Source organism: Pseudomonas sp. Z8(2022), assembly GCF_025837155.1.
Taxonomy (GTDB): Bacteria; Pseudomonadota; Gammaproteobacteria; order Pseudomonadales; family Pseudomonadaceae; genus Aquipseudomonas.
Window position 1 is genome coordinate 2,635,316 of the sequence record NZ_CP107549.1, and the last position, 12,975, is coordinate 2,648,290.

The 12,975-nt window shown below is 62.8% G+C and carries 10 protein-coding genes and 6 tRNA genes; 4 read left to right on the plus strand and 12 right to left on the minus strand.

Annotated features, from left to right (window positions below; all coding sequences use genetic code 11):
• Positions 1 to 4: 4 nt before the first annotated feature.
• Complete coding sequence (gene leuC, locus OEG79_RS12535; RefSeq protein ID WP_264145344.1) at positions 5 to 1,432, minus strand: 3-isopropylmalate dehydratase large subunit; 1,428 nt, start codon at positions 1,430 to 1,432, stop codon at positions 5 to 7.
• A 224-nt stretch (positions 1,433 to 1,656) separates the two neighbouring features.
• On the opposite strand from leuC, the gene OEG79_RS12540 reads away from it, so the two are divergent.
• Together OEG79_RS12540 and OEG79_RS12545 are read left to right on the plus strand one after the other, a co-directional pair.
• Positions 1,657 to 2,538 carry a LysR family transcriptional regulator gene (locus OEG79_RS12540; RefSeq protein ID WP_264148717.1) on the plus strand — a complete coding sequence of 294 codons (882 nt, stop codon included), beginning with the start codon at positions 1,657 to 1,659 and terminating at the stop codon, positions 2,536 to 2,538.
• Positions 2,539 to 2,641: 103 nt separating this feature from the next.
• Positions 2,642 to 5,929, plus strand: coding sequence for a PAS domain S-box protein (locus OEG79_RS12545; protein WP_264145345.1), 3,288 nt, complete (start codon positions 2,642 to 2,644; stop codon positions 5,927 to 5,929).
• Positions 5,930 to 5,977: 48 nt separating this feature from the next.
• Here the strand turns inward: OEG79_RS12545 and OEG79_RS12550 are convergent, their stop codons facing one another.
• Together OEG79_RS12550 and OEG79_RS12555 are read right to left on the minus strand one after the other, a co-directional pair.
• Positions 5,978 to 6,427, minus strand: a complete 450-nt coding sequence (locus tag OEG79_RS12550) for an Hsp20 family protein (protein ID WP_264145346.1) — start codon at positions 6,425 to 6,427, stop codon at positions 5,978 to 5,980.
• A gap of 91 nt (positions 6,428 to 6,518) precedes the next feature.
• Entirely contained in the window at positions 6,519 to 7,496 is a 978-nt protein-coding gene (locus tag OEG79_RS12555) for a tRNA dihydrouridine synthase (protein ID WP_264145347.1), read from the minus strand.
• A gap of 223 nt (positions 7,497 to 7,719) precedes the next feature.
• Between OEG79_RS12555 and OEG79_RS12560 the strand changes: the two genes are divergently transcribed.
• Positions 7,720 to 8,115 (plus strand): hypothetical protein, encoded by a 396-nt coding sequence (locus OEG79_RS12560; RefSeq protein WP_264145348.1) that lies wholly within the window; start codon positions 7,720 to 7,722, stop codon positions 8,113 to 8,115.
• Between the two features lie 6 nt (positions 8,116 to 8,121).
• Here the strand turns inward: OEG79_RS12560 and OEG79_RS12565 are convergent, their stop codons facing one another.
• A complete protein-coding gene (locus OEG79_RS12565) occupies positions 8,122 to 8,571 on the minus strand; it encodes an acyl-CoA thioesterase (protein ID WP_264145349.1) in 450 nt (149 codons plus the stop codon).
• Between the two features lie 159 nt (positions 8,572 to 8,730).
• Here OEG79_RS12565 and OEG79_RS12570 point away from each other — a divergent pair, with 159 nt between their 5' ends.
• Positions 8,731 to 10,629, plus strand: coding sequence for a diguanylate cyclase (locus OEG79_RS12570; protein WP_264145350.1), 1,899 nt, complete (start codon positions 8,731 to 8,733; stop codon positions 10,627 to 10,629).
• Here the strand turns inward: OEG79_RS12570 and OEG79_RS12575 are convergent.
• The 8 genes from OEG79_RS12575 to OEG79_RS12610 all read right to left on the minus strand — a co-directional run bounded on the left by OEG79_RS12575 (position 10,599) and on the right by OEG79_RS12610 (position 12,891).
• Entirely contained in the window at positions 10,599 to 11,438 is an 840-nt protein-coding gene (locus OEG79_RS12575; protein ID WP_264145351.1) for an alpha/beta fold hydrolase, read from the minus strand. The genes OEG79_RS12570 and OEG79_RS12575 overlap by 31 nt on opposite strands.
• Positions 11,439 to 11,460: 22 nt before the next feature.
• Complete coding sequence (locus OEG79_RS12580; protein WP_264145352.1) at positions 11,461 to 12,000, minus strand: TetR/AcrR family transcriptional regulator; 540 nt, start codon at positions 11,998 to 12,000, stop codon at positions 11,461 to 11,463.
• Positions 12,001 to 12,183: 183 nt separating this feature from the next.
• Positions 12,184 to 12,259: transfer RNA gene (locus tag OEG79_RS12585), tRNA-Glu, on the minus strand.
• A gap of 48 nt (positions 12,260 to 12,307) precedes the next feature.
• A tRNA-Ala gene (locus tag OEG79_RS12590) sits at positions 12,308 to 12,383 on the minus strand.
• Positions 12,384 to 12,430: 47 nt separating this feature from the next.
• Positions 12,431 to 12,506 (minus strand) — tRNA-Glu (locus tag OEG79_RS12595).
• Positions 12,507 to 12,554: 48 nt separating this feature from the next.
• Positions 12,555 to 12,630: transfer RNA gene (locus OEG79_RS12600), tRNA-Ala, on the minus strand.
• Positions 12,631 to 12,679: 49 nt separating this feature from the next.
• A tRNA-Glu gene (locus tag OEG79_RS12605) sits at positions 12,680 to 12,755 on the minus strand.
• Positions 12,756 to 12,815: 60 nt separating this feature from the next.
• Positions 12,816 to 12,891 (minus strand) — tRNA-Ala (locus tag OEG79_RS12610).
• Between the last annotated feature and the right edge of the window lie 84 nt (positions 12,892 to 12,975).

A 12,975-nucleotide genomic window follows, 5' to 3' on the forward strand; every position in this document is an offset into this window, starting at 1 on the left:
CTCCTCAGGCCTGGATCAATTCGCGCACATCGATAAAGCGACCGGTCACCGCCGCGGCGGCAGCCATGGCCGGACTGACCAGGTGGGTACGGCCACCGGCGCCCTGGCGGCCTTCGAAGTTGCGGTTGGAGGTCGAGGCGCAATGTTCGCCACTACCCAGCTTGTCCGGGTTCATCGCCAGGCACATGGAGCAGCCCGGTTCACGCCATTCAAAACCGGCCTCGATAAAGATCTTGTCCAGCCCTTCCGCTTCGGCCTGCGCCTTGACCAGACCGGAGCCCGGCACCACCAGTGCCTGCTTGACGGTGCTGGCCACTTTGCGCCCCTTGGCCACCGCTGCGGCGGCGCGCAGGTCCTCGATACGCGAGTTGGTGCAGGAACCGATGAACACGCGATCCAGCCTGATGTCGGTGATCGGCTGATTGGCGGCAAGGCCCATGTACTTCAGGGCGCGGGTGATCGAATCCTTCTTCACCGGGTCGCTTTCGCGGGCCGGGTCCGGCACGTTCTGGTCGACGGCCAGAACCATCTCAGGCGAAGTGCCCCAGCTGACCTGTGGCTTGATGTCCTCGGCACGCAGCTCGACCACGGTATCGAACACCGCATCGTCGTCGGACACCAGGGTCTGCCACTGCGCCACGGCCTTGTCCCAGTCCTCGCCCTTGGGCGCGAACGGACGATCCTTGACGTAGGCGATGGTCTTCTCGTCCACCGCCACCAAGCCGACGCGGGCTCCGGCTTCGATGGACATGTTGCAGATGGTCATGCGCCCTTCCAGCGACAGGTCGCGGATCGCGCTGCCGGCGAACTCCAGGGCATGGCCATTACCGCCGGCAGTACCGATCTTGCCGATCACCGCGAGCACGATGTCCTTGGCAGTAACGCCGAACGGCAGCTTGCCTTCGACGCGAACCTGCATGTTCTTCATCTTCTTGGCCACCAGGCACTGGGTGGCGAGCACGTGCTCGACCTCCGAGGTTCCGATGCCGTGGGCCAGCGCACCGAAGGCGCCATGGGTGGAAGTGTGCGAGTCGCCACAGACCACGGTCATGCCGGGCAAGGTAGCGCCCTGCTCCGGGCCGACCACGTGGACGATGCCCTGGCGCACGTCATTCATCTTGAATTCGAGGATGCCGAAGTCATCGCAGTTCTCGTCCAGGGTCTGCACCTGGATACGCGATACTTCGTCGGCGATGGCTTCAAGGCCGCCCTGGCGCTCGGCTCTGGTGGTCGGCACGTTGTGATCCGGGGTGGCGATGTTGGCATCGATGCGCCACGGCTTGCGTCCGGCCAGGCGCAGCCCTTCGAACGCCTGCGGCGAGGTCACTTCGTGGAGGATGTGACGATCGATGTAGATCAACGAAGAACCGTCGTCGCGACGTTTCACTTCGTGCATTTCCCAGAGCTTGTCGTAGAGCGTCTTGCCAGTCATCAGCCTTACCTCGTCAGCGCCTTTTGAGCACATCTGGAACCTGCCTGCGTTATCACCGCCCGGAGTCAGAAGTGCCTTTATTCATGCCAGGGCGAAAATGGCCCTTCGGCTTATGGGGAGAATGCTATGGGCGGGCACGAAATAACTCAAATTCATATTTTTTATTCAAAGGATTCCACAACGGAATGTATGCTCAATGCATCATTCCTTACCTGGAGCGCTTCATGGATCTGGCCAACCTCAACGCCTTCATCGCCATCGCCGAGACCGGCAGTTTTTCCGAGGCTGGCGAGCGCCTGCATCTGACCCAGCCGGCGGTGAGCAAGCGCATCGCCGGCCTGGAACAGCAACTGGGCGTGCGCCTGTTCGACCGCCTGGGGCGCGAAATCGGCCTGACCCAGGCCGGCCGCGCCCTGTTGCCACGCGCCTACCAGATCCTCAATGTGCTGGACGATACGCGCCGGGCGCTGACCAACCTCTCCGGTGAAGTCAGCGGGCGCCTAACCCTGGCCACCAGCCACCACATCGGCCTGCATCGCCTGCCCGCCCTGCTACGCGCCTTCACCCGCGCCCATCCGCAAGTGGCACTGGACATTCAGTTCCTCGATTCGGAAGTGGCCTATGAGGAAGTCCTGCATGGTCGCGCCGAGCTGGCAGTGATCACCCTTGCCCCGGAAACTCGCGAACCGATTCGCGCCGTCGCCGTATGGGACGACCCGCTGGATTTCGTGGCGGCGCCCGAACACCCGCTGGCACGCAGCCAGGTGATCAGCCTGGCCGATGTGGCGCAGCACCCGGCGGTGTTCCCCGGAGGCAATACCTTCACCCACCACATCGTGCAGCGTCTGTTCGAGGCCCAGGGCCTGACACCGAACATCGCCATGAGCACCAACTACCTGGAAACCATCAAGATGATGGTTTCCATCGGCCTGGCCTGGAGCGTACTGCCGCGCACCATGCTCGACGAACAGGTGGCGCGTCTGCCGATCCCCGGTATCCAGCTGAGCCGTCAGCTGGGCTACATCCTGCATACCGAGCGCACGCTGTCCAATGCGGCGCGGGCGTTCATGGATCTGCTCGACAGCCAGCGTGACGACCTTGCATAGGCGGCCGGCCTCAGACTAACGTGGCGACATAACGATAAGAAAAGTGCCCTCATGCCATTTATGCCCGCCCCGCGCATTGCGCCCTCCGGAGAAAGGTTCGGCCATGGCCAGATCGACTGACCAGACCCCGCCCCTGCCACACATACCGGCGATGGATCCCGCCGAGTTCGAGAAAACCTGGCAAGACGCGCCGCGTTTGCTGGCTGCGCTGAACGGCGCCCATCTCGGTACCTGGTACTGGGACATCCGCAGTGGCCAGGTGAACTGGTCGCGCGGCGCCCAGGCACTGTTTGGTCTCGACCCCAATCGCCCGGTGACCCGGGAGCTGCATTACATGGAGCTGATTCCCGAAGAGGAACGCGCAGAGGTCCTGGCAAAGTTCCGCGCCATTCTCAGGGGCGAACAGGTTTCCAACGCTCTGCGCCATCGCATCCGCTGGCCCGATGGCAGCCTGCACTGGCTGGAGATCACCGGCAGCCTGCAGCGCGAGGCCGACGGCCAGCCACGCATGTTCGGCGTGATCCGCGATATCACCGCCCAGCAGGAGCGTGCCGAAGCGCTGCGCGCCTCCGAGGAGCGCTTCGCCAGTCTGTTCCGCCTGAGCCCCGACATCATGATGCTGGTTCGCTTCGACAGCAGCGAGATCGTCGAGGTCAATCAACACTTCACCCATGCCTTCGGCTGGCACGCCAACGAAATTGTTGGCCACCCTACCCATGATCTGAACATCTGGGTGCATGCCAGTCAGCGCGACCAGTTGCGTCAGCAGGCGCCGCTGAGCAGTGAGCCGATAATTCAGGAAGTACAGCTGCGCACCCGTACAGGCGAGATTCTCGACGGTGTGCTGTCGAGTCAGTACATCGAACTGCAGGGCGATCGCCTGTTGCTCTGCACCTTCCTCGACACCAGTGAGCGCAAGCGCGCGGAAAACGCGTTGCGCGCCAGCGAGGAAAAGTTCGCCAAGGCCTTCATGCACACGCCGGATGCGGTGGCCATCACCGACCGGGAGAGCGGGCGCTTCATCGAGGTGAACCGGAGTTTCGAACGACAGTTCGGCTGGAGCAGCACCGAGGCCGTGGGGCGCACCTCGCTGGAGCTTGGCATCTGGGCTGATCCCGGTGACCGCCAGCGCATGCTCCAAGCCTTGCACGGCGGGCACCTGAACAACCTCGAAGTGCGGCTTTTCAGCCGTGATGGCAGCGTCACCAGCAACCTGTTGTTCGGTGGCGAAATCGAACTCGACGGCCGCACCTGCCTGGTGCTCACCGTACGCAACATCACCGAACAGCGCGCGCAGGAACAGGCTCTCAACGAAAGCAAGCAGCGCCTGCGCCTTGCGCTGGAATCTGCCGACCTCGGCACCTGGGACTGGGATATTCCCGGCAATCGACTGATTGCCAGCGCCCGGGCGTCACAGTTGCAGGGGCTGGAGCCGGTAGCGTTCGAAGGCACCTTTCTCGATTTCTTCCGCCACGTACCCATGGCGGACCGACATAACCTGCGCCAGAGCTACCAGCAGCTGGCCCAGGAACACCGCAACCACTATCAGGTCACCTACCGCGTGCAGCTGGAGAACGGCGGCCTGCGCTATCTCGAAAGCACCGCCAAACTGCAGTTCGATGAGGCCGGCCAGCCACTGCGCATGGTCGGCACCCTGGTCGACATCAGCGAGCGGGTCATCCGCGAGCAACGCGTCATTGCCTCGGAGGAGAAGTTCGCCAAGGCGTTTCATTCCAGCCCCGACGCCATCACCATCACCGAGCGGGACAGCGCCCGCTACATCGAGGTCAACGAAGGTTTCACCCGCCTCACCGGCTATGCGCCGGACGAGGTACTCGGGCGTACGGCATTCGAGATGGACATCTGGGCCTTCCCGGAGGAACGCCAGCAACTGCTCGAGCAACTGGCTCGCCATGGCCAGGTGCTGCATCTGGAAATGCACGGCAAGCCCCGCAACGGCGAGGTTCGCCTGGTGGACGTCTCCGTACAGCCTCTCGAGCTTGACGGCATGCCCTGCCTGCTGCTGACCGCGCGCGACATCAGCGAGCTCAAACAGGCCCAGGCGCAGGTGCAGCACCTGGCCTATCACGATGCACTGACCAATTTGCCCAATCGCGCCCTGCTGATGGATCGCCTGACCCAGCAGATCTCCCTGCTCAAGCGCCATGACCTGCGCGGCGCCCTGCTTTTCCTCGATCTCGATCACTTCAAGCACATCAACGACTCGCTCGGACACCCGGTCGGCGACGCCGTGCTGCGTCTGGTCACCGCGCGCCTAGAAGCCAGCGTGCGCCTGGAAGACACCGTGGCGCGTCTGGGCGGCGACGAGTTCGTGGTGCTACTCTCCGGCCTGGAAGGCAAACGCTCGGAAGTCACCCGCCAGGTCCGCCAGGTTGCCGAAAAACTACGCCAGCTGCTCGCCGAACCGATGCTGCTCGATGGCCACCGCCTGCAGGTGACCCCGAGCATCGGCGTGGCGCTGATTCCGGACCACGGCAACACGCCGGCGGATCTGCTCAAACGCGCCGACATCGCCCTCTACCGCGCCAAGGATTCCGGCCGCAACGCCATCCAGCTGTTTCGCACCACCATGCAGGAAGCCGCCAGCGCCCGCCTGCGCCTGGAGAACGATCTACGGCTGGCCCTGGCTCGCGGCGAGTTCGAACTGCACTTCCAGCCGCAGGTCGACGCCCGTGACGGCAAGGTGGTCGGCGCCGAAGCACTGCTGCGCTGGCAGCACCCGCAGCTGGGCCCGCAGTCACCGGCGCACTTCATCCAGGTGCTGGAAGAAAGCGGCCTGATCGTCGAAGTCGGCGGCTGGGTACTGGCCGAAGCCTGTCACTTCTGCTCCCAACTGCTGACTGAAGGCCTGATCGATGACGAGCGTTTCAGCCTGTGCGTGAATATCAGCCCTCGTCAGTTCCGCCAGCACGACTTCGTCGAGCGTGTGGCCAGCAGCCTGCGCGACAGCCAGTTGCCCAACGCCATGCTCAAGCTGGAAATCACCGAAGGCATCGTCATTCAGAACATCGACGACACCGTGGGCAAGATGCTGCGCCTGAAGAAACATGGCGTCAGCTTCGCCATGGATGACTTCGGCACCGGCTACAGCTCGCTGACCTACCTCAAGCGCCTGCCGGTGGACATGCTGAAGATCGACCAGTCGTTCGTACGCGATGCGACCAACGACCCCAACGACGCCGAGATCATCCGCGCCATCGTCGCCATGGCACGCAGCCTGGGCCTGGCGCTGATCGCCGAGGGCGTCGAACAGCAGGACCAGCTGAAATTCCTGCAGGCGCAGGGCTGCCATCTCTACCAGGGCTATCTGTTCAGCAAACCGCTACCGCAGACTGCCTTCCGTGACCTGCTGGGCATGCAGATCGGCTGAAGCCGAACGAAAAGGCGCCCCGCAGGGCGCCCTTTTTTCAGCATCGACTCAGTTTTCCAGCGCCGGACGCTGGTTGCCGATGGGGATACGCTTGGGCTTGGCCTCTTCCGGGACGATACGCTCCAGATCGACATGGAGCAGCCCGTTGACCAGATTGGCGCCCTTGACCTCGATATGGTCGGCCAGGCGGAAGGACAGCTTGAACGCGCGCTGGGCGATGCCCTGATGCAGGTAGCTGATGCTCTCGGCGCTGCGATCACGCTTGTTGCCGACTACGGTCAGCACGCCCCGCTCGACCTGCAGCTCCAGATCGTCTTCCTCGAAGCCGGCAGCCGCGACCACAATGCGGTAATGATCTTCGCCGTGCTTCTCGACGTTGTAGGGAGGATAGGAACTGCCGGCGTCATTGCTGCGCAGGGCAGATTCGAAAAGATCGTTGAAACGGTCGAAACCGACGGACTGGCGAAACAGAGGAGCCAGGGACAGTACGTTGCTCATGAGTATTCTCCTGAAATATCAGCAAGGGTCATTTCGCGGAACCCGACTTCGGCATCCCGCAGCCACTTATCTGAGGTCGGTCGGAGTTTTTTCAAGAGCCGGAAAATTCATTCAATGCGGTTTGCCGGGGCAGCACCAGCAACTGGTCGATGCGTTCGCAATCCTGCTCACGACGAACCTCGGCGAACAATGCGACCGCCTCCGGGTAGGTCCGCGTGAGCATGGCCAGCCACTGTTTCAGACGCCCTGGTGCGTAGCGCGGCGCCAGCTTGCGCCGTGCCTGCTGCCAGAAATCGAGCAACAGCGGCTGCAGCTCGGCCCAGCTCATTTCCTCGGGTTCCTCGCCTGCCCTGAGCGCCGCGATCTGCCGCGCCAGGCCGGGACGCGATACCAGGCCACGGCCCAGCATGATGTCATCCACGCCACTGATCTCGCGGCAACGGCGCCAATCGTCCAGCGTCCATACCTCACCGTTGGCGAATACCGGCACGGCCACCACATCCTGCACCCGCGCGACCCATTCCCAGTGCGCCGGCGGTTTGTATCCTTCGACCTTGGTGCGCGCATGCACGACGATCTGGCTCGCCCCGCCTTCGGCCAGCGCCCGCGCGCAGTCCAGCGCTCCGTCCTTGTCTTCGAAACCCAGGCGCATCTTTGCCGTCACCGGAATCTCGGCCGGCACCGTGCGCCGCACTTCGCGAACGATGGCATGCAGCAACTCAGGTTCCTTGAGCAGCACCGCACCACCGCGCGACTTGTTCACCGTCTTGGCCGGGCAACCGAAGTTGAGATCGATCACGGGCGCGCCAAGGGTGCAGGCAAAAGCGGCGTTGTCGGCCAGGCACTGCGGATCGGAGCCAAGAAACTGCACGCGCATCGACGTACCGGCCTGGGTCCGCGAGCCGTTGAACAGCTCCGGCGCCAGCTTGTGGTAGGTGGCAGCGGGCAGCAGCCGCTCACTCACACGAATGAACTCGGTGACGCACCAGTCGATACCGCCGATACGGGTCAGTACGTCGCGCAGAATCTCGTCGACCAGCCCCTCCATGGGCGCCAGAGCGATTTGCATGAGGTTGTCCGGAAAAAATGGGCGAACAGTGTAGGTTCTGTACGAAAAGTCGTCGAGCAAAGCTCAGGCGAGGGGAAGAAACCGAGAATGCCCAGTGCACAAACTGAACTTGGGCGCTGCGCACCGGCTTTGAACGTCATTGCTGCCAACCTCGTCCGTGGCGCTGCGCGCAACGCGAACGATGGGCCGGCTGCCGGTCCAGACATTTATGGAGGAAGCCGCCATGCGCTATTCCGCACTCATCGCTCTGACTATCTGCAGCCTGGGGGCACAGGCTGGCGATGCACTGCCTGCGGGTATCGAAAAGGTACCGGCAGCCCCGGTGACCGAAGCCCCCGGCCGTCTGATGGTCAGCCGCGACAGCAATGCGCCGAACGCCTGCGACGTCGAGCTCTACGTCAACCAGCAGGTGGTAGCGAAACTGGGTCCCGGCGAGCACACCAGCCTGGATCTGCCCAGCGGCGAGCTGAGTGTCGCCGTGGCCTTGTCGCCGGATGGCTACTGCGGCGGCCGCGGACCGGATGCCTCACAATCGGTCCTGCTGCGCCCCGGCGAGACCCGCCAGTTCGCCATCATGGTGGAACCACAGCAGGTGTTTCTCACACCGCTGATCGACTGAGCGCCCTTACAGCTCCAGCGGATAAGGCGGCATCAACGCCTTGCCGTAGCCCTCGACGAACTCCTCCGGCATGCGCTTGGGGCGGCCGCTGGACAGTTCGATGCAGACGAAGGTGGTCTTGGCCCTGAGCAACGTCATCCCATCCTCGGGGCGTACCAGCTGGAAACGACGATCCATCTTCAGACGCTGATCGGACTCGACGATCCAGGTCCCCATCTGCAGTTGCTGCCCCTCATAGGCACTGGCCAGATAGTCGATCTCGTGACGCACCACCGCCATGGCCCGGTCCAGGCGGCGATATTCGGCCAGATCCAGCCCCAGGAACTGCGAATGGCGCCAGGCGCAACGCTCCAGCCAGCTCACGTACACCGCATTGTTGGCATGGCCGAGACCGTCGATGTCCTCTGCCGCCACTTCGATATCGATGACGAAGGGGCTGGGCAACTCCCAGTTCATGGCTGTACCTCCAGGTTTGCTGCCGCACGGCGTGCTCTGTGATTCACCTCAAAAACCGGTCATAGCATCAACGGCCTGACCGGCCAGGTGCCGCATGATACGCCGCGAAGCCATGACATGCAGTGCCGAGCTTTCATCGTGTCATGGCAGCACGCCATAATGGGCGAATTCGCCAGACAGCCCGAGAACGAGCAATTGACTGCCACTCTGCGCCTACTGATGCTTCTGCTGCTGCCAGCAGTTACCTGGGCTGACAGCCTGCCTCTGCCCATCGGTCAGACGCAGATGCTGCCCGGCCCCTACCTGTATTACTGGGAAGACCCAAGCGGCCAGGCCAAATTCACGGATATCCGCGCCCTTCCCGACTCCGCCTGGCAGGTGGTGAAACGGCGCGATGCCAGTTTCGGTTACACCGGCAGCACCTACTGGCTGCGCCTGGACGTACACAACCCTCACAAACGCTCGCTTGGCTGGGTTCTGGTGATCGGCAATCCGTTGCTGGATAACCTGGATGCCTATGGCCTGGATGGCGAACGAATCTATCAGGCAGGCGACCAGCGCCCGTTCGACTGGCGCTGGGTCGACCATCGCCAGCTTGTACTTCCTCTGCACGTAGAACCAGGCGAACAGCGCCGCATCTGGCTGCGCATGCAGACCGATGGCTCGGCCAACCTCAGTGCCAGCCTGATGACGCGCGACACCTTCGACCACCAGGAACAGCGCAGCCTGTTGCTGCAAGGACTGTTCTTCGGCTCGCTGATCGCGATGCTGATCTACAGCCTGAGCATTTTCTGCATCACCCGCGACCGCAATTACCTGTGGTACAGCCTGTTCGTGGCCAGTTTCAGCATCTACCAGTTCATCCAGCTCGGCTTCGCCCTGCAATGGCTGTGGCCCAACGCCCTGGCCTGGCATCAACTGAGTTTCCCGCTCAGCTCGGCACTGGCGACGCTGTTCGGCATCCACTTCATCTACGGCGCACTGGAGCTGGAAAAGGCCGCGAGCCCTTACCGCCGGGTCGCCAACGCGCTCAAGGCCTGCACCTGGCTGGTCATTGGCATGGCGTTGCTTGGCCCGTATGCGGCAGCGCTGATCGGCAGCTTCGTCCTGGTGGGGGCCTGTGCCCTGGCCGCCTTCGTCATCACCCTGCTGCGCTGGCGTGGCGGTTACCCGTCCGCACGCCTGTTCGCCCTGGGCTGGTTCGTACTGATTACAGCCAGCATCGCCAGTATTCTCACCGGCACCGGGCTGCTGCCCTACTCGCTGCTGACGCTGCATGCCCAGCAGATTGGCGGCCTGATCGAGATGACCGTGTTCTCCATTGCACTGGCCTCACGCATTCGCCAGGTACAGGAAGCCGAGCGCCTGGCCCAGGCCAGACTGATCGAGCAGGAACGCCGACTGCGCAACGAACAGGCCAAGCATCTGGAACTGCAGACGCAGATCAGCGATACCCTGGAACACCGTGTACAGGAGCGTACCGCGACCCTGCAGGAGACCCTGCATCAGTTGTCCAACGCCAACCTGCGGCTGGCCGAGCTGAACCGCCGCGACGGGCTCACGGGCCTGTTCAACCGCCAGACACTGAGCGAGGAACTGGCTCGCGCCTGTGCCCGCGCGGTACGCAGCCAGCAGCCGCTGGCGATCCTGATGATGGACCTGGATCACTTCAAGCAGGTCAATGATCGCTATGGCCATCTCGCCGGCGATGCCTGTCTGCGCCATACCGCCCAACGCATCCAGCAACGCCTGCGCAGCAGCGACCTGCTGGCACGCTTCGGCGGCGAAGAATTCGTTGCGCTACTGGACAATACCGATCTCACCGGCGCACTCGACCTGGCCGAACATCTGCGCGAAGAGCTCGCGCAGAATCCCTGCCTCTACCAGCAGCATTCGATCACGTTGAGCCTGAGCATCGGTCTGCATGCCGGGATGCCGAGCGACGCCAGCGTCGCCGAGCAATGGCTGGAACTGGCAGACCGCGCGCTCTATCGCGCCAAGGCGAACGGTCGTAACCGTATCGTCAACTACGAAGCCAAGGCCTTCAACGACGTCTGAGGCACCTGCTCCAGCAGTTCGAGTACTGCCTGCACGAGCAGCGGTTCACTCAACAGACGCTGATGCCCTCCGGCAGGCAGGCGCAGCAGCTGGCTGTCGAACCAGGCCTGGTGGATCAGATCGGCTTCGCTCACAGGTACCACCTGATCATCCTCGGCATGCACGATCATGCCCGGCAAATCCAGCTGATAGCGCTGTACGTCGAGATGGGCGGCAGGGATTCCGGCAACCCTTTCGACCTGGCGCACAAAGTGCGCTCGCGCCTCGGGCGGCAAACCCATGTGTCTGGCGAACCCGCGCAGCAGCCCCAGAATGCGACTCGGTGTGGCGATGGTCACCAGAGTTTCGCTACGCAAGCCCATCTGCGTGGCCAGCAGCGCGCTGGCGCCACCCATTGAATGACCGATCACGGCACGTAGCGGCGGCAACTCACTGGCGGCCTCGAGCAGTGCGCGTGCAAACAGCACCACATTGGCCTCCCGCCCAGGCGAGCGGCCATGGGCCGGTCCATCCAGCGCGACGACGCCGTAGCCCGCATTGACCAGACCGCGGATCAGCAACGCGAACTGAGTCGGCCGTCCTGACCAGCCATGCATGAGCAGAACCGTAGGCCCACTCCCCCAGCGCAAGGCAGACAGCCCGAAACGCAGAGTAATGCGCTCGGAACTGGCCAACAGGGGCAGCTCCCACTCGCGCGGAGGCAAGTTGTGCGGCGTCATGAAGCGCTCGCGCATGCGGCCGGCAAGCCATTGCGGCGCTACCCTGCCCAAGGTTGCATTGACGCCGCGCACCCATGTCATCTGGTTCATAACCCTCTCCTCTCGCTCGAGATCAGATCACTGCCGATTTGGCAGCACGCAACAGCCGGTCGGACAGCTCTCCCGGCCCCAGTGCCCTTGCCAGCGCCAGACCACCGACCATCAACGCCAGGTCGGCCAGCGCGGCATCCGCTTCTTCTGGCGCATCGCTCATCTGTGCCGCCGTCAACTCAACATGCCTGGCCAGCACCTGGCGAAAACCAGCCGGCAGACGCTCGACTTCACTCAGCGAGCTCGGCAGCGGGCAACGCTCTGCGGCGTCATCACGGTGTTTGCGCGACAGATAGAAGGCTGCCACCAGCACCCTGCGTTCTCTGCCACTCAGACGCCGATCGACCCGCGTCAGGCGCTCGCGTCGAATCCTGAGCAACTGCTCAAAGGCTTCGAGCATCAGCGCCTCCTTGCTGGCGAAATGTGCATAGAAACCGCCCACGGTCAGCCCGGCTGCAGCCATCACCTCGGCCACTGCCGGGTCAGTTGGCCCGCGCTCGACCAGTTCCCGTCCAGCCGCGGCGAGGATGCGTTTACGGGTTTCGCTTTTGCGTTCGCTCATGACCGCAGCCCTTTATATGATAATCAAAATATTACGACCATCATATGAATTTGCAAGCGCTATCCACGACCGCTGGTCAGCATTGAAAAAGGGGCGAAAAATCAGAGAAGGTCGGAGGGGAAAACAAAAAGGGGCCACCTCTGAAGAAGCAGCCCCTGGATTCCGCAAATGCGGCAAGAAAAATGGCGTCCCCTAGGGGACTCGAACCCCTGTTACCGCCGTGAAAGGGCGGTGTCCTAGGCCACTAGACGAAGGGGACGGATCCTTCGAACGACAAGGCCAGCGCTAGGCTGGCCTTGTGTGTGATTGGTGGAGCTAAACGGGATCGAACCGTTGACCTCTTGCATGCCATGCAAGCGCTCTCCCAGCTGAGCTATAGCCCCGAAACCTTGCGGTCGGCTCGCCGCGCTTGCGCGCTGCGACTGGAAAATGGCGTCCCCTAGGGGACTCGAACCCCTGTTACCGCCGTGAAAGGGCGGTGTCCTAGGCCACTAGACGAAGGGGACAAAACCTTCGAAGAACAAGGCCAGCACTAAGCTGGCCTTGTCAGTGTTTGGTGGAGCTAAACGGGATCGAACCGTTGACCTCTTGCATGCCATGCAAGCGCTCTCCCAGCTGAGCTATAGCCCCGAAACCTTTCGGTCTGGCTGCAACGCCTGAGCGCTGCGGCTGGAATAAGTGGCGTCCCCTAGGGGACTCGAACCCCTGTTACCGCCGTGAAAGGGCGGTGTCCTAGGCCACTAGACGAAGGGGACGCAAGACCCTGATCGTGAATCGACTCACATCGATTCTGGCACTCCCGAAGGAGTCGAGATTGGTGGAGCTAAACGGGATCGAACCGTTGACCTCTTGCATGCCATGCAAGCGCTCTCCCAGCTGAGCTATAGCCCCATCTCGAGGACGGGGCGCATGTTAAGAGCGCCCCGATTGGCTGTCAACAACATTTTTCCTGCCAGCCAAAAGTTTTTGCCACTA